Annotated in this window: 18 protein-coding genes; 9 read left to right on the top strand and 9 right to left on the bottom strand. The window is 64.9% G+C overall.

The window, feature by feature from the left end; translation table 11 throughout:
* Positions 1-25 precede the first annotated feature (25 nt).
* Entirely contained in the window at positions 26-1,033 is a 1,008-nt protein-coding gene (gene pdxA, locus ACK4SV_RS11260) for a 4-hydroxythreonine-4-phosphate dehydrogenase PdxA (RefSeq protein ID WP_409917928.1), read from the top strand.
* Complete coding sequence (rsmA, locus tag ACK4SV_RS11255; RefSeq protein ID WP_409917927.1) at positions 1,030-1,863, top strand: 16S rRNA (adenine(1518)-N(6)/adenine(1519)-N(6))-dimethyltransferase RsmA; 834 nt, start codon at positions 1,030-1,032, stop codon at positions 1,861-1,863. Before pdxA ends, rsmA begins: the two co-directional genes overlap by 4 nt.
* On the opposite strand, the gene gmk is transcribed toward rsmA, so the two are convergent.
* The 7 genes from gmk to fabD all read right to left on the bottom strand — a co-directional run bounded on the left by gmk (position 1,860) and on the right by fabD (position 7,858).
* Entirely contained in the window at positions 1,860-2,513 is a 654-nt protein-coding gene (gmk, locus tag ACK4SV_RS11250) for a guanylate kinase (RefSeq protein WP_409917926.1), read from the bottom strand. The two genes, rsmA and gmk, sit on opposite strands and share 4 nt — an antisense overlap.
* Complete coding sequence (locus ACK4SV_RS11245; protein ID WP_409917925.1) at positions 2,503-3,390, bottom strand: YicC/YloC family endoribonuclease; 888 nt, start codon at positions 3,388-3,390, stop codon at positions 2,503-2,505. The genes gmk and ACK4SV_RS11245 overlap by 11 nt, the downstream gene beginning before the upstream one ends.
* Entirely contained in the window at positions 3,387-4,427 is a 1,041-nt protein-coding gene (gene mltG / locus ACK4SV_RS11240; protein WP_409917924.1) for an endolytic transglycosylase MltG, read from the bottom strand. The genes ACK4SV_RS11245 and mltG overlap by 4 nt, the downstream gene beginning before the upstream one ends.
* A gap of 95 nt (positions 4,428-4,522) precedes the next feature.
* Entirely contained in the window at positions 4,523-5,809 is a 1,287-nt protein-coding gene (fabF, locus tag ACK4SV_RS11235) for a beta-ketoacyl-ACP synthase II (protein ID WP_409917923.1), read from the bottom strand.
* A 12-nt stretch (positions 5,810-5,821) separates the two neighbouring features.
* Positions 5,822-6,055, bottom strand: coding sequence for an acyl carrier protein (locus ACK4SV_RS11230; protein WP_409917922.1), 234 nt, complete (start codon positions 6,053-6,055; stop codon positions 5,822-5,824).
* Positions 6,056-6,167: 112 nt separating this feature from the next.
* The gene (gene fabG / locus ACK4SV_RS11225; RefSeq protein WP_409917921.1) at positions 6,168-6,905 is read right to left on the bottom strand and encodes a 3-oxoacyl-[acyl-carrier-protein] reductase; all 738 of its coding nucleotides are present in this window, start codon (positions 6,903-6,905) and stop codon (positions 6,168-6,170) included.
* Between the two features lie 5 nt (positions 6,906-6,910).
* Positions 6,911-7,858: an ACP S-malonyltransferase gene (fabD, locus tag ACK4SV_RS11220; protein WP_409917920.1), complete on the bottom strand. Its 948-nt coding sequence runs from the start codon at positions 7,856-7,858 to the stop codon at positions 6,911-6,913.
* Positions 7,859-8,069: 211 nt separating this feature from the next.
* Between fabD and rpsF the strand changes: the two genes are divergently transcribed.
* The 4 genes from rpsF to ACK4SV_RS11200 all read left to right on the top strand — a co-directional run bounded on the left by rpsF (position 8,070) and on the right by ACK4SV_RS11200 (position 10,930).
* Complete coding sequence (gene rpsF, locus ACK4SV_RS11215) at positions 8,070-8,411, top strand: 30S ribosomal protein S6 (RefSeq protein ID WP_409917919.1); 342 nt, start codon at positions 8,070-8,072, stop codon at positions 8,409-8,411.
* A 17-nt stretch (positions 8,412-8,428) separates the two neighbouring features.
* A complete protein-coding gene (gene rpsR / locus ACK4SV_RS11210; protein ID WP_035596393.1) occupies positions 8,429-8,686 on the top strand; it encodes a 30S ribosomal protein S18 in 258 nt (85 codons plus the stop codon).
* A gap of 12 nt (positions 8,687-8,698) precedes the next feature.
* Positions 8,699-9,283: a 50S ribosomal protein L9 gene (gene rplI, locus ACK4SV_RS11205; protein WP_409917918.1), complete on the top strand. Its 585-nt coding sequence runs from the start codon at positions 8,699-8,701 to the stop codon at positions 9,281-9,283.
* A gap of 159 nt (positions 9,284-9,442) precedes the next feature.
* Positions 9,443-10,930, top strand: coding sequence for a replicative DNA helicase (locus ACK4SV_RS11200; protein ID WP_409917917.1), 1,488 nt, complete (start codon positions 9,443-9,445; stop codon positions 10,928-10,930).
* A gap of 157 nt (positions 10,931-11,087) precedes the next feature.
* On the opposite strand, the gene ACK4SV_RS11195 is transcribed toward ACK4SV_RS11200, so the two are convergent.
* Positions 11,088-11,573: a CinA family protein gene (locus tag ACK4SV_RS11195; protein WP_409917916.1), complete on the bottom strand. Its 486-nt coding sequence runs from the start codon at positions 11,571-11,573 to the stop codon at positions 11,088-11,090.
* Positions 11,574-11,599: 26 nt separating this feature from the next.
* On the bottom strand, positions 11,600-12,508 hold the full coding sequence (locus tag ACK4SV_RS11190; protein ID WP_409917915.1) for a crotonase/enoyl-CoA hydratase family protein: 909 nt from the start codon (positions 12,506-12,508) through the stop codon (positions 11,600-11,602).
* 126 nt (positions 12,509-12,634) lie between these two features.
* On the opposite strand from ACK4SV_RS11190, the gene ACK4SV_RS11185 reads away from it, so the two are divergent.
* The 3 genes from ACK4SV_RS11185 to ACK4SV_RS11175 are packed head-to-tail and all read left to right on the top strand — an operon-like array spanning position 12,635 to position 14,540.
* Complete coding sequence (locus ACK4SV_RS11185; RefSeq protein ID WP_409917914.1) at positions 12,635-13,564, top strand: sterol desaturase family protein; 930 nt, start codon at positions 12,635-12,637, stop codon at positions 13,562-13,564.
* A complete protein-coding gene (locus tag ACK4SV_RS11180; RefSeq protein WP_409917913.1) occupies positions 13,561-13,962 on the top strand; it encodes a ketosteroid isomerase-related protein in 402 nt (133 codons plus the stop codon). The genes ACK4SV_RS11185 and ACK4SV_RS11180 overlap by 4 nt, the downstream gene beginning before the upstream one ends.
* Entirely contained in the window at positions 13,959-14,540 is a 582-nt protein-coding gene (locus ACK4SV_RS11175; RefSeq protein ID WP_409917912.1) for an N-acetyltransferase family protein, read from the top strand. The genes ACK4SV_RS11180 and ACK4SV_RS11175 overlap by 4 nt, the downstream gene beginning before the upstream one ends.
* The last annotated feature ends 79 nt before the right edge of the window (positions 14,541-14,619 follow it).

Genomic DNA, 14,619 nt, shown 5'->3' with positions numbered 1-14,619 from the left:
GGATTGGCGCGACACCGGCGCCGGTATGAGCACGCCTTCCCTTCTGCTTCCCCTGGCCCTGACAATGGGCGACCCTGCCGGCTGCGGCCCGCAGATTACAACGGCGGCATGGTCTCAGCTGAAAGAGGATGGGGCGCCGTTCTATGTGATCGGCTGGCCGGGGCTTTATGGCAGCGTTCCGGTTGCGGAGATTGGCGAGCCTTCAGATGCCGCCAGCGTGTTTCGTGAGGCGTTGCCGGTGTTGAAACTGGACGGCGCGCGAGCTGTGACACCCGGCACACCGGATGCGGACACGGCGCCGGCGATCATTGCCTCGATTGAGCTTGCGGTGGCGCAGGCACGCGCGGGGGCGGCGGCGGGGGTTGTCACCAATCCGATCCACAAGGCGCTGCTCTATGGCGCCGGTTTCGGCTTTCCGGGGCATACCGAGTTCCTGGCGGAGCTCTGCCGGGCTGATGGCGCCGAGGCGCCGGAACCGGTGATGATGCTGACCGGCGGCGGGCTGCGGGTCGCTCTGGCGACCATTCACATACCCTATACGTCTGTCCCGGCAGCGATTGCGGATGGGCGGCTGGAGCGGATCGCGCGGATCGTGAATGCGGCGCTGGTGCGCGATTTCGGGATTGCGTCCCCGCGCCTCGCTTTCAGTGGGCTTAACCCCCATGCGGGCGAGGATGGTACCATCGGGCGCGAGGAAATCGAGATCATCAAGCCGGCCGCCATCCGCCTGCGCGGCGAAGGTATCGACATTTCAGATGCGCGGCCCGGCGATACGGTGTTTGCCGAGGCGCTGTCCGGGCGCTTTGATGCGGTGATCGCGATGACGCATGATCAGGGGCTGATCCCGGTGAAGACGCTGGATCTCTGGGGCGGGGTGAACACGACGCTGGGGCTGCCGATCATCCGGACGAGCCCGGACCATGGCACCGCCTATGACGCCGCCGCCGCCGGCACCGCGCGTGCGGACAGCCTGATCGCGGCGATCCGGGCCGCGCAGGCGATGGCAGAGACACGGGCGAGGGTTCCGGCATGAGCGACGAGACACCGCCCCCGCTGACGGATGCCCCGGCGCGCAAGGCGCTGGGCCAGCATTTCCTGTTCGATCCCTCGATCCTGAAGCGGGCCGCGACCGCCGCCGGGCCGGTTGCCGGGCGCACGGTGATCGAGGTGGGCCCCGGCCCCGGCGGGCTGACGCGCGCGATCCTGAACGAGAAACCGGCGCTCCTGATTGCTGTGGAGACCGATCCGCGATTTTCCGATGCGCTGATGGGCTGGCCCGAGGCGCAGGATGGGCGGCTGAAGGTGATCGCGAAAGATGCGCGCAAGGTTCACTGGGAGAAGGTGTTGGCCGAGTCTGGCGCCGAATTGCCGGCGCTGATTATTGCCAACCTGCCCTACAATGTCGGCACACCGCTGCTGATCGACTGGCTGAAGGCCGGCAGCTGGCGCGGCAGCATGGCGCTGATGTTCCAGAAGGAAGTCGCCGAGCGGATCTGCGCGAAGCCGGATACGGACGCCTATGGGCGCCTCGCCGTGCTGGCGCAGGCCGTGACGCGGCCGCACATTGCCTTCACCCTGCCGCCGGGCGCGTTCCGGCCGCCGCCGAAGGTGGACAGTGCCGTGATCGTGCTGGAGCCGCTGCCGGAGACGGAGCGGTTTGCGCATCTGGACCTGCTGGAACAGATCGCCGGTGCCGCCTTCGGCCAGCGGCGCAAGATGCTGCGCGCGGCGCTGAAGCCGTTCGCGAAGAAGCGCGGGATGAAGGCGGAGGCCTGGCTGGAAGACTGCGGCATCGATCCGACGGCGCGGGCGGAGACGCTGACGCAGGCGGAGTTCCGCAGGCTGGCGTTGAGTTTGGCTTAAATCTCGCCCAGCAGGGCGCGGACATGGTCTTCGAGATCAAGCTGGCGCAGGCGTTTCAGGCGTTCGACCAGCAGGATACGCTTCAGGCGCTGATAGGCGACGTTCAGGTCGTCATTGACGATGGCATAGTCATAGCGGCGCCAGTGCATGATCTCGCGCTTGGCGTCTTCCATGCGGCGGGCGACCATTTCCGGCGTTGAGCCTTCGCGCAGGGTGAGGCGGTCTTTCAACGCCTCGATGCTCGGCGGCAGGATGAAGACTGAGACAACATCGTTGGGCATCTGGTCGTGCAGCGCATCGGCGCCCTGCCAATCGACATCGAAGAGGACATCCTCGCCCGCCCGAAGGCGCGCGACCGTGTCGGCACGGGGGGTGCCGTAATACTTGTCGAAGACGTGCGCCCATTCGAGGAATTCGTGGTTCGCCACCATCTGGCGGAACTCGTCGGCCGTCTTGAAGAAGTAGTCCTTGCCATCGACCTCGTTCGGGCGGGGCGGACGGGTGGTGGCCGAGACGGAGAGTTTCACGTCGGAAAACTCTTCGAGCAGCATCTTTGACAGGGTCGTCTTGCCTGCCCCGGAAGGGCTGGAGAGGACAAGCATCAACCCCCGGCGCCGGCCGCTGTCCTTCGGATGCCCGCTATTCGACATTGGCCGACTGCTCCTTGAACTGGTCAATCAGACCTTTGAGACCGAGTCCCGCATTCGTCAAAGCGAGGCTTGCCGATTTCGAGCACAGGGTATTGGCCTCGCGGTTGAGTTCCTGGGCGAGGAAATCGAGCTTGCGCCCGGCGGGGGACCCGGCGGCGAGCAGCTCATGACCCGACCGGATATGGGCGGCCAGCCTGTCGAGCTCCTCGCGGATATCGGCGCGGGCAGCCGTCATGGCGGCTTCGACGGCGAAGCGTTCGGCATCGACGCGGCCTTCGCGGTCGAGCTCCTCCAGCTGTTTCATCAGGCGCTCGCGGATGAGGCCGGGCTGCGCCGCGGCGTGTGATTCGGCTTCGCCGCGCAGGCGGTGCATCTCGTTCAGTGCGCCGGTCAGCAGGGCGTGGAGCGATGCGCCCTCGCGCTGGCGGGCGGCGCGCAGTTCGTCCAGCGCGGTGGCCGCGCCGGCGATCAGGACGCCCTGCGTTTCTTCGGTGCCGACGATGTCCCGCAGGGAAACTGCGCCGGTCTCGACGACGCCCTTGAGGCCCATCAGGGTGGCGAGCGCCTCGGGCCCGGGGGCTGTTCCCGTGGCTTCGCGCAGCGCTGCGGCGAGATCGGCGAGGAGCGCCGGGTTGACCTCCGCGCGCGCGCCGCCGCCGGCAATTTCGATCCGCAGGCTGATCTGCAGCGAGCCGCGATGGAAGCGCTCGGCCGCGAGCGCCTTGAGGGCGGGCTCCAGCATCTCGGCATTGGGCGGCAGGTTGAGGCGCACATCGAGCGCGCGGCCGTTGACGCTGCGCGCTTCCCACGCCCAGCGGCCCCAGTCTGCTTCACCGCCTGTGCGGGCAAAGCCGGTCATTCCGGAAAGTGTATTCATTCCCTGCCCCGCTGCTGTGCCTGAGTGCGGCGCTCATATTCACGGTATGCCGCGACGTTGCGATTGTGTTCGGCGAGGGTGCGGGCGAACAAGTGGCCTCCGCGTCCGTCTGCGACGAAAAAGACATACTCCGTGTCCGGCGGATCGAGCACCGCCGCGATGGAGTCACGCCCCGGATTGGCGATGGGTGTCTTTGGCAGGCCGTCGATCTGGTAAGTATTCCAGTCCGTGGGCGTATCGATTTCGGAGCGATAGAGCGTGCGCCGCTGGCCACGCGCATTGTAGAGCGGTTCGCCGCGAGAAATGCCATAAATGGTTGTCGGGTCGGACTGAAGGCGCATGCCGCGCTTCAGCCGTTTGACGAAGAGGCCCGCGATCTCGCCGCGCTCCTCGGCGATACCCGTTTCGCGCTCGACGACGGAAGCAAGGATAATGGCTTCATAGGGGGTGTCGAAGGGCAACCCTTCCTGGCGCTGCGGCCAGAGCTCCTCGATCAGGTCTGCCTGTGCCTTCTGCATCTTCTCGATCAGCTGCTGGCGCGTCATGCCGCGATGGAAGAGGTAAGTGTCCGGCAGAAGCGTGCCTTCTTCCGGCAGGGGGTCCGGCAGCTCGCCGGTGAGGATTTCGTTCGCCTCGATGATGCGCAGCATCTGGGCGGTCGTGCGCCCTTCCGGCAGTGTGATGCGGTGGAGGATCGAGCGGCCTTCGCTCAGGATACGGATGACCTCACTGATGCTGATGCCGGGCTCCAGAAGGTATTCGCCGGACCGGATCTGGATGGGCCGCCCGGACAGGTCTGCATCCATGCGTGCCTTGAGACGAAGGGTGCGAGCATCCCTGATGACGCCTTCCGCTTCAAGGCGCGTGGCGGCGGCAGACAGGCTCTCGCCCGGGGGCACGACGAACACGATCTCCGCTTCGAGTGGGCCGGGTTTTGTGAGTTCGGAGTTCAGCCAGTACCATCCGGCGCTCAGCGCAGCGAACGCGATGATGGCCAGCATGAAGGCCCATGCGATAAGTGTGCGGATTAATCCCATGCGTGCCTCGTCCGGTGCCAGCGTCAGCGTTTCTTTCTAACGCAGCGCCGCCCGCGCGGCCAAGCATGGTCCGCAGCCGGAAGGGTTGCCCCGCCTCAGGTGACCTGCCGCATGACCAGCGAGGCGTTGGTGCCGCCAAAGCCGAAACTGTTCGACATCGCTGCACGCACGCGGCCCTTCTTGGCGGTGTGCGGGATCAGGTCGATCACCGTCTCGAAGCTCGGATTGTCGAGGTTGAGCGTCGGCGGCATGACCTGGTCGCGGATCGCGAGGGCGCAGAACGCCGCCTCGATCGCGCCTGCCGCGCCGAGAAGGTGTCCAACGGCCGATTTGGTCGACGACATCGACAGGTTCTTTGCGTGATCGCCAAAGGCGCGCTCGACCGCGCCGGCCTCGCCCTCATCGCCTTTCGGCGTCGAGGTGCCATGGGCGTTCACATAGTCGATCTCGGTGGGATCGATCTTTGCGTTCTTCAGCGCCATCATCATGGCGCGGTAGCCGCCCTCGGCGCCCTCGGCAGGGGCCGTGATGTGGTAGGCATCGCCCGTGAGGCCATAGCCGCAGACTTCGGCATAGATCTTCGCGCCGCGCGCCTTGGCGTGTTCATACTCCTCGAGCACGAGGATGGCCGCGCCCTCGCCCATGACGAACCCGTCGCGGTCCTTGTCATAGGGGCGGGAGGCTTTCTCGGGCGTGTCGTTGAAATTGGTCGACATCGCCTTGGCGGCGCAGAAGCCGGCAATCCCGATCCGGCCGATGACCGCTTCGGCGCCGCCGGCGATCATGACATCGGCGTCGCCATACTGGATCAGCCGGGCCGAGTCGCCAATGGCGTGGGCGCCGGTGGCGCAGGCCGTGACGACGGAGTGGTTCGGGCCCTTGAAGCCGTGACGGATCGACACCTGCCCGGAGGCAAGGTTGATCAGCGCTGAAGGGATGAAGAACGGGCTGACCTTGCGGGGGCCGTTTTCATGCAGCGTGATCGCCGTCTCGTAGATCGATTCGAGGCCGCCGATGCCGGAGCCGATCATGACGCCGGTGCGTTCGCGGCCCTCGTCATCCTCGGGTTTCCAGCCGGCATCCTCAACCGCTTCATCCGCTGCCGCGATGGCGTAGAGGATGAATTCGTCGATCCGGCGCTGCTCCTTCGAGGAGAGGACCTTGTCCGGATCAAAGGCATGAGGATCGCCTGCCCCGCCGCCACGTCCGGAGACGTAGGGCACCTGGAAGGCGATCTTGCAGGGCATGTCGGAGGCATCGAACACGTCGATCTTCCCGGCGCCGGACTTGCCGGCAATCAGGCGCTCCCAAGTGGCCTCACGGCCATTGGCAAGCGGCGAGACGATACCGATCCCGGTGATGACTACGCGACGCTCCGACATGCCCCGGCTGCCTCAGACGTGCGCCTTGATGTGGGACACCGCATCGCCGACCGAGCGGATCGATTCCTGGACATCGTCCGGGATCTCGATGTTGAACTCTTCCTCGAAAGCCATGACGAGCTCCACGAGGTCGAGCGAGTCGGCGCCGAGATCGTCGATGAAGCTTGCGCCTTCCACGACCTTGTCGGCATCCACGTCGAGATTCTCAACAACGATTTTCTTCACACGTTCAAAGACGTCAGACATGAATACCTCTCTAGATATGCCTGATGAGCAGGTCCTTTCAGGACCCGGTGTGTTGCGCCTAGCACACAGTCGGGACGAGCGCCAAGCCCTTGGTTGATGCCCGGCTGCAGCGTCAGATCATGGCCATTCCACCATTCACATGCAGCGTCTGGCCTGTGACATAGGCCGCTTCGTTGCTGGCGAGGTAGACGGCGGCGGCGGCGATGTCGCTGCCCTGCCCCAGCCGGCCTGACGGAATCTGGCCCAGCAGCGCCGATTTCTGGGCTTCGGGCAGCACATCGGTCATGGGCGATTCGATGAAACCGGGGGCAATCGTATTGGCGGTGATGCCTCGGCTGGCGACTTCCTGGGCGAGGGATTTGGTGAAGCCGATCATGCCGGCCTTGGAGGCGCAATAGTTGGCCTGGCCGGGGTTTCCGGTGACGCCGACGATCGAGGTGATTCCGATGATACGGCCATGGCGGCGCTTCATCATGCCCCGCACGGCGGTCTTGGCGAGCCGGAAATAGGAGCCGAGATTGACGTTGATCACGTCATTCCAGTCCTCATCCTTCATCTGGATCAGCAGCTTGTCGCGGGTGATCCCGGCATTGGCGATGAGGATGTCGAGCGGGCCGAGGGCAGCTTCCGCCTGCCCCACCAGCGCATCGACAGCCGCCGCATCCGACAGGTTGCACGGGACGATGGCCGTCTCGCCCTTCAGGGTGGCGGCGACTTCCTGCAGCACCGCCTCGCGGGTGCCAGAGAGAGCGACTTTGGCGCCGGCTTCGGAAAGCGCGTGCGCGATCGCGCGGCCAATGCCGCCAGAGGCGCCGGTGACGAGGGCCGTGCGGCCGGTAAGGTCGAACATGGGGCTTATCCTTTTGTGGCGGCTGCGAAGGCTTCAAGATCGGCGGGTGTGCCAAGTGTGTGTCCGTTGAGGGCTTTTTCGATGCGGCGCTGCATGACGGTCAAGACCTTGCCGGCACCGGCTTCGCCTGTAGTGGTGACGCCCTGGGCGACCATGAACTGGACGCTCTCGGTCCAGCGGACGCGGCCGGTGACCTGGGCGACGAGGTTCTGGCGGATCGCTTCTGGGTCGATGCAGGAGGCGGCCGTCACATTCGCGACGAGCGGCACGGCAGGCGCCCTGATCGCCACATCGGCGAGGGCGGCGGCCATGGCGTCGGCGGCGGGCTGCATCAGGGCGCAGTGGAAGGGGGCGGACACGTTGAGCGCCATGGCTTTCTTGACGCCATTCGCCTGCGACCAGGCGACGGCGGCGTCGATGGCAGCCCTGGTGCCGGAGATGACCAGCTGGCCTGGGGCGTTGTCATTGGCGATGTCGCAGACCCCGCCGGTGTCGCGCCCCGCAGCGCAGGCGGCTTCGGCCTGGGCATAGTCGGCGCCGAGGAGGGCCGCCATCGCGCCCTGCCCCGGCTGGACAGCGGCCTGCATGGCATTGCCGCGGATGCGCAGGAGACGGGCGGTATCGGCGAGGCTGATCGCCCCGGCCGCGCACAGCGCCGAATACTCGCCCAGCGAATGGCCCGCGACATAGGCGGCCTGCGTCACCGGGATACCAAACCCGGCTTCCAGCGCGCGCATGGCGGCGACCGAATGGGCCATCAGGGCGGGCTGGGTGTTGGCGGTGAGGGTCAACTCGGCAATGTCGCCGTCCCACATCAGGGCGGAGAGTTTCTGGCCGAGCGCCTCGTCTACTTCGTCGAAGACGGCTTTGGCGGCGGGAAACGCCTCGGCGAGGGCCTTGCCCATGCCGATTTCCTGGCTGCCCTGACCGGGGAATATGAATGCGAGGGTCATGTTTACCCTGTCTCCCTTGTTTTCGGGGTGCCTATCGCCGCGCCCCTGCTCATGCAAGCGCTTGAAATTCCCCGCAAGTTCTGTGTATACGCGCCCCTTCACAGCAGGGTGCGGTCCTCAAGTCCCCGGAATGAGCCGGAAAAAGAGGGGCCATCGCTGGTAAGTTTCCCGCTTGCCGGTGCCGCATCCTCGTAATTTCGGGAATGAAAACATGGCACTTTACGAGCATGTCGTGATCACACGGCCTGATATCTCGCCCGCCCAGGTTGAGACCTACATCGAAGAACTCTCGGGCTTCCTCAAGGAAAAAGGCGCAACTGTCGGCAAGACCGAATACTGGGGTCTGCGCAGCCTTGCCTATCCGATCAAGAAACAGCGCAAGGGTCACTACTCCCTGCTGAACATCGACGGCCCCGCCGAAGCCATCCACGAACTGGAGCGCCGCCAGCGGATCTCCGAAGACGTGATGCGTTACCTGACGGTCCGCGTTGAAACGCTGAGCGATGAACCCTCGCCGGTGATTTCGCGCAAAGAACGCCGCCCGCGCGATTAAGGGAAGGATCAGGACCGATGGCACAGAAAATCAACATCACGAATATCCCTGCCCGCCGCCCGTTCGGCCGCCGCCGCAAGGTGGACCCGTTCACCGGCCAGAATGCGCAGGAGATCGACTACAAGGACGTGAAACTGCTGCAGCGCTACATCTCTGAAAAAGGGAAGATCGTGCCCAGCCGCATCACGGCCGTGAACCTGAAGAACCAGCGCAAGCTGGCCCAGGCGATCAAGCGCGCGCGGATGCTCGCGCTCATCCCGTTCGAAGTGAAGTAAGGAGAGACCCACATGCAAGTCATCCTCCTTGAGCGCATCGAGCGCCTCGGCAAGATCGGCGACGAAGTGCGGGTGAAGAACGGCTTTGCCCGTAACTTCCTCATCCCGCAGGGCAAGGCGCTGATCGCCAACGACAAGAACCGCAAGCGGTTCGAAGCCGAGCGCGAAGCAATCGAAGCCCGCAACGCCGCTGCCCGCGACGCTGCAAAGTCGGAATCGGAAAAGCTGGAAGGCGCAACCTTCACGCTGATCCGTCAGGCCGGCGAAACCGGCCAGCTTTACGGTTCGGTCTCGGCCCGCGATGTAGCGGAAGCCGCAGATGCAGCCGGCTACAAGGTCGACCGCGCCGCGGTGCGCCTCGACAAGCCGATCAAGTCGATCGGCATGTTCGAAGTGTCCGTGCGCCTGCACGCTGAAGTCAGCGTCAAGGTGCAGGTCAACGTTGCCCGTTCGCCGGAAGAGGCAGAGCGTCAGGCAAAGGGCGAAGACGTTGTTGCTGCCCTCCAGGCTGCAAACGCTGCCTTTGCCGAAGAGCAGGCCGGCGAACTCGCCGCAGCTGCTGCAGAGCGCGCAGATATGGGCGCCGACGAGGAGTAATCCTCAAGGGGCTCAATGCCAGACAAGGAAAAGCCGCAGGCCATTCGCCTGCGGCTTTTTTTTTGGGCTGCCCGGCGCCCCCGCATTCCCCAGCGCGACTCACAGGAGTCTTGATCAAGGGATGGCCCCTTCCCCGCGCGATTGCGCTATACTGATCCGATGACCGAGCCGACCGACAAACCCGCCGCGCCGCCCCCGAACAACCTCGCAGCCGAGGCCGCCGTGCTGGGCGCGATCCTGTTCGACAACAATGCCTATCAATACATCGCCGACATCCTGACGGCGGAGGATTTCTACGCGCCGGCCCACCAGACGGTGTATGCGGCGGCGGCAAACCTGATCCAGCTCGGCCGGGTGGCGGACGGCGTGACGCTGCGGGAAAAGTTCGAGCAGGAAGACAAGCTGACCGAAATTGGCGGGGCGAAATACCTCGTCGACCTGCTGGACGCTGCCGCGTTCGGGCCGGAGGTGAAGGATTATGCGCGGATCATCCGGGACCTCGCGATCCGGCGCGAGCTGATCCGTGTGGGCGGCAAGATCCAGGGCAGCGCGATCCGCCCTGAAGACGACCAGACGGGCACGGACCTGATCAGCGCCGCCGAGCGGCAGCTGTTCGACCTGGCCGAACGCGGCAGCTCCGAGCGCGGATTCTCGACTTTCGCGGACGCGCTCGCCGAATCGCTGCGCACGGCAGAAGCCGCCTTCAAGCGCGGCGGCAAGATCGCGGGTATCCCGACAGGGCTGAAGGACCTCGACGAGAAACTCGGCGGCTTTCACCGGTCCGACCTCCTGATCCTCGCCGGGCGCCCCTCGATGGGCAAGACATCGCTGGCGACGAACATCGCCTACAATGCCGCCTCCTCCTACCGGTACGAACCGCAGGATGACGGCTCGAAGAGAACCGTGGACGGAGCGATTGTTGCCTTCTTCTCGCTGGAAATGTCGAGCGAACAGCTGGCGACACGGATCCTCGCAGAACGGACCGGCATCAGCTCGCACAAGATCCGGCAGGGCGCCCTTGAAAAGGGCGACTTCGAGAAACTGGCGGAGGCCACGGCAGAGCTTCAGAACCTGCCGCTCTATATCGACGACACGGGCGGAATTTCAATCAGTGAACTGACGGCAAGGGCGCGGCGGCTGCAGCGCTCCGAAGGCCTCGACATGATCGTGATTGACTATCTACAGCTCATCACGGTTTCAAACTCCGGCGGGCAGGCGAACCGGGTGCAGGAAGTGACTCAGATCACGACCGCGCTGAAGGCGCTGGCGAAGGATCTGAACGTGCCGGTGGTGGCGCTGTCACAGCTCTCGCGCGCAGTGGAGCAGCGCGATGACAAGCGGCCGCAACTCTCCGACCTGCGCGAATCCGGCTCTATCGAGCAGGATGCCGATATCGTGATGTTCGTGTTCCGCGAGGAGTATTACCTTGAGCGGACCGAGCCGCCGGCGGACCCTAATGATCCGTCCTCGAATGAAAAGTGGAAGGCCTGGCGCGCGCGGCTCGATCAGGTGTATGGCACGGCGGAAGTCATCGTCTCCAAACAACGCCACGGCCCGATTGGCACCGTGCGGCTGGCCTTCGACGCGAAAGTCACGCGGTTCGGCGATCTCGACCAGTCGCGCCAGATGGAAGAAATGGAGTATTGATCTCGGGATCAGTACATTCGTCACGCCCGATGACCGCAGGTCATCTGGGCGCCCATCTCCCGGCATCTGCGATTTCGCGCGGCGCTGATCGCAGGAGATGGGCCCTCAGACGGGCTTGCGCCCGTCGAGGGTGACGAACCACTGGGATGTGGACGGATTATTCCAACGCTTCCCGGAGCAGCGTCAGCGCCTCGGCGGCGAAAAGGCGCATGTTCTCGGTACGGTCAGACAGGCCGGTTTCCAGCGTGCGCGACAGGATCACACCCTCCGGCCCTGAAAGCGCAACGCAGGTATGGCCGGCTGCGTCGCCATACATGTTTCCGGTGGGGCCCGCCGCGCCGGTTTCGCAGAGGCCCCAGTCTGCATCTCGCTTTGTACGGATGGTTCCGGCCAGCATCCGGGCATAGGGCTTGGTGGAGGAGCGCATGTCGCCGAGGTCCTCTCGCGTGAGCCCCAATAGCCCCCGGAAAGCCTGAGGCGTGTAAATCACGCCGCCGCCGCGATAGAAGCGCGAAGCGCCCGGCGCGGCGAGCAGCGCGGCAGATACCAGTCCGCCTGCGGAGGATTCGGAGATGGCAACGGTCTGGCGGCGCGCCGCCAGAACCGCGCCAGTCTCTGCGGCGAGGGGCAAGAGGGTATCCATGGCCTATGCCCTCGCCTGAAGATGGCTCACTTGCCGCCGATCCATTCGAATTCGGGCTCCTCCCACCAGGGGAAGAAGCCCGGCATCCCGTCTGAAACCTTCACCGGGTAGACCGGCTGGCGCTTCTCGAGGAAACTCATCACGCCTTCCTTGGCATCCGGTGTCTTGCCGCGGCTGTAGATGGCAGCGGAGTCGACGATGTGGGCCTCCATCGGGTGGCGCGCGCCCATCATCCGCCACATCATCTGCCGGGTCAGTGCGTTGGAGACAGGGGCGGTGTTGTCGGCAATTTCCCTGGCCAGTTCGCGGGCAACCGTCATCAGATCCGCATGCGGCACAACGCGGCTGACGAGGCCGCCCTTCAGGGCCTCATCGGCCGGGAAGACGCGGCCCGTATAGCACCATTCGAGGGCCTGCTGGATGCCGACAAGGCGCGGCAGGAACCAGCTGGAGGCCGCTTCCGGATTGATGCCCCGGCGGTTGAACACGAAGCCGAACCGCGCCTTGTCGGACGCGATGCGGATATCCATGGGCAGCTGCATGGTCACGCCGATGCCGACCGCGGCGCCATTGATGGCGCCAATGACCGGCTTCAGGCTCTCGAAGATGCGCAGGGTGACGCGCCCGCCGCCATCGCGCTGGATGTCGATGGGTTCGGTGCGGCCCTTCTCGCCGCTTCCCGAGCGGGCGTCATAGTCGAAGGTCTTGGCGCCGGCGGAAAGGTCCGCCCCGGCGCAGAAGGCGCGGTCGCCGTGGCCGGTCACGATCACCACCTTCACCGAATCGTCGGCATCGGTGATGTCGAAGGCCTCGATCATCTCGTACATCATGGTGCCGGTGAAGGCGTTCATATTGTCTGGGCGGTAGAGGGTCAGCGTTGCGATGCCGTCCTCGATATCGAGAATGATCTCCTTAAATTCCTTGGGACGGGCCATGCGGTATCTCCTCCAGTCTGATTGGCATTAAACTTGGCTTTCCCCGAAAAGGGGACCCTTCCCTCGCGTCCGTCAAGCGTGTCTCCGGGGGATGACGGAGGCGTCATTTTTCGCTAGCGCTTGTCCATGGACTTCACGCCCTTCCCCGATGTGACCGCCCTTGCCGCGCCGGTTTTCGTTGCCTCGGTCGCGTGGGAATGGTGGGCGGTGAAGACCGGCCGGGCGAAGGGGCGTTATGAGACGAAGGACGCTATCGCCTCGATGGCGATGGGGCTGGGCAATGTGGCGGTCAACACGCTGACAGGCGCGGCGGCGCTGTGGCTGATGATGCTCGCCTGGCCGTACCGGGTGGCCACCATACCGCTGACCTGGTGGAGCTTTGCGCTCTGCTTCCTGCTGTATGACTTCGTCTATTACTGGAAGCACCGCTTCGCCCACCGGGTGCGCTGGTTCTGGATGGAGCATGTGACGCACCATTCCTCGCGCCACTACAATCTGACCACCGCGCTGCGCCAGCCCTGGTTCGGGCCTTTTACGGGGCTGATCCTGCTCGGCGTGCCGATGGTCTGGATGGGCTTTCACCCTTACGTCATCGCGCTCGCGGGCGGGCTGAACCTGATCTACCAGTTCTGGATCCATACCGAGGCGGTAGGAAGAATGCCCCGCTGGTTCGAGGCGGTGTTCAACACCCCCTCCCACCACCGCGTGCACCATGCGATCAATCCGCGTTACCTCGACGCCAATTATGGCGGTGTGCTGATCGTCTGGGACAGGTTGTTCGGAACCTTCGTGCCCGAGCTGGACGAGGATCGCCCCGACTATGGCATCGTCAAACAGCTGACCACGCATAACCCGCTGGTGATTGCCTTCCATGAGTTTGGCGCGCTGCTGAAGGATTGTGCAGGCGACGGCTTTCGCCCCTGGCGATGGGCGGGCCGGGTGGTCAATGCGCCGGGCTGGAGCCCGGATGGGCAGCACAACCGTTCCATCGAACTCAAACGGGCCTATGTGGAGGCTCACCCCGAAGAACGCGGCCAGCCAGGACTTCCGAAATGACAGAGACGACCGACCTCATCGCCCGCTACTACGCTGCCTTCAACGCAAAGGACTGGGCCGGCATGGCGGCCTGCGTGGCCGAAGACATCGCCCATTTCGTCAATGAGGGTGGCAAACGGGGCGGGCGCGCGGCGTTCGCGGAATTCATCGCCCATATGGACGCTTGCTATGACGAGACGCTGACGGACATCGTCGTGATGGCCGCGCCCGATGGCACGCGCGCCTCAGCCGAATTCATCGTCAACGGCGTCTACAAGAAGACCGATGCCGGCCTGCCGGAAGCCACGGGACAGACCTACCGCCTGCCCGCCGGCGCCTTCTTCGATGTGAAGGACGGCGCGATCACCCGGGTGACGACCTATTACAATCTGAAAGAGTGGATCCGGCAGGTCTCATGATCGTCCGTCCCCTGACAGGTGACGATCTGGAGCAGGCGCTGCCCGCCCTTGCGCGCCTGCGCATCGAGGTGTTCCGCAGCTATCCCTATCTCTATGCGGGCAGCGAAGCCTATGAAGAGGCTTACCTGCGCAGCTTCGCGGCGGCGCGCGATGCGTTCATTGTGGCTGCCGAGGAGGACGGGCAGATCGTCGGCTGCGCGACAGGTTCGGCGATTGACGGGCACCATGGCGAGTTCGCTGCCCCGCTGGCGGCGGCGGGATACGATCTCGCCTCGACCTTTTACTTCGGGGAGTCGGTCCTGAGGGAGGGCTCTCGCGGGAGGGGGCTCGGCCATGCCTTCTTTGATGCGCGCGAAGCTCATGCAGAGGCGCGCGGCTATGCGCGGGCCTGTTTCTGCGCTGTGGAGCGCCCGGCAGACCATCCGCTGCGCCCGGAGGGCTACAGCCCGCTCGATCCCTTCTGGCAGAAGCGCGGCTACCGGAAACTGCCCGGCATCACCACCCATTTCGCCTGGCCGGCCGAACCCGGCGGCCCGGACCTGACCCATCCGATGGCCTACTGGATGCGGGAATTCTGAGTCGACATTCGCAAGGAATTCCCCTTTCTGTGCCGCGAACCAATGAGGATATGCCCCTGATGAGACGTCTTGCCGGCAA

Origin of the sequence: Hyphomonas sp. (assembly GCF_046313735.1) — a bacterium.
GTDB lineage: Bacteria > Pseudomonadota > Alphaproteobacteria > Caulobacterales > Hyphomonadaceae > Hyphomonas.
The sequence above is the reverse complement of the archived record's forward strand: the minus strand, read 5'-3'. Positions and strand labels throughout refer to the sequence as shown.

Excerpts from the sequence above, each read along its gene's own strand:
- pdxA (WP_409917928.1), top strand. The coding sequence starts at position 26 with ATGAGCACGCCTTCCCTTCTGCTTCCCCTGGCCCTGACAATGGGCGAC.
- rsmA (WP_409917927.1), top strand. The coding sequence starts at position 1,030 with ATGAGCGACGAGACACCGCCCCCGCTGACGGATGCCCCGGCGCGCAAG.
- gmk (WP_409917926.1), bottom strand. The coding sequence starts at position 2,513 with ATGTCGAATAGCGGGCATCCGAAGGACAGCGGCCGGCGCCGGGGGTTG.
- ACK4SV_RS11245 (WP_409917925.1), bottom strand. The coding sequence starts at position 3,390 with ATGAATACACTTTCCGGAATGACCGGCTTTGCCCGCACAGGCGGTGAA.
- mltG (WP_409917924.1), bottom strand. The coding sequence starts at position 4,427 with ATGGGATTAATCCGCACACTTATCGCATGGGCCTTCATGCTGGCCATC.
- fabF (WP_409917923.1), bottom strand. The coding sequence starts at position 5,809 with ATGTCGGAGCGTCGCGTAGTCATCACCGGGATCGGTATCGTCTCGCCG.
- ACK4SV_RS11230 (WP_409917922.1), bottom strand. The coding sequence starts at position 6,055 with ATGTCTGACGTCTTTGAACGTGTGAAGAAAATCGTTGTTGAGAATCTC.
- fabG (WP_409917921.1), bottom strand. The coding sequence starts at position 6,905 with ATGTTCGACCTTACCGGCCGCACGGCCCTCGTCACCGGCGCCTCTGGC.
- fabD (WP_409917920.1), bottom strand. The coding sequence starts at position 7,858 with ATGACCCTCGCATTCATATTCCCCGGTCAGGGCAGCCAGGAAATCGGC.
- rpsF (WP_409917919.1), top strand. The coding sequence starts at position 8,070 with ATGGCACTTTACGAGCATGTCGTGATCACACGGCCTGATATCTCGCCC.
- rpsR (WP_035596393.1), top strand. The coding sequence starts at position 8,429 with ATGGCACAGAAAATCAACATCACGAATATCCCTGCCCGCCGCCCGTTC.
- rplI (WP_409917918.1), top strand. The coding sequence starts at position 8,699 with ATGCAAGTCATCCTCCTTGAGCGCATCGAGCGCCTCGGCAAGATCGGC.
- ACK4SV_RS11200 (WP_409917917.1), top strand. The coding sequence starts at position 9,443 with ATGACCGAGCCGACCGACAAACCCGCCGCGCCGCCCCCGAACAACCTC.
- ACK4SV_RS11195 (WP_409917916.1), bottom strand. The coding sequence starts at position 11,573 with ATGGATACCCTCTTGCCCCTCGCCGCAGAGACTGGCGCGGTTCTGGCG.
- ACK4SV_RS11190 (WP_409917915.1), bottom strand. The coding sequence starts at position 12,508 with ATGGCCCGTCCCAAGGAATTTAAGGAGATCATTCTCGATATCGAGGAC.
- ACK4SV_RS11185 (WP_409917914.1), top strand. The coding sequence starts at position 12,635 with ATGGACTTCACGCCCTTCCCCGATGTGACCGCCCTTGCCGCGCCGGTT.
- ACK4SV_RS11180 (WP_409917913.1), top strand. The coding sequence starts at position 13,561 with ATGACAGAGACGACCGACCTCATCGCCCGCTACTACGCTGCCTTCAAC.
- ACK4SV_RS11175 (WP_409917912.1), top strand. The coding sequence starts at position 13,959 with ATGATCGTCCGTCCCCTGACAGGTGACGATCTGGAGCAGGCGCTGCCC.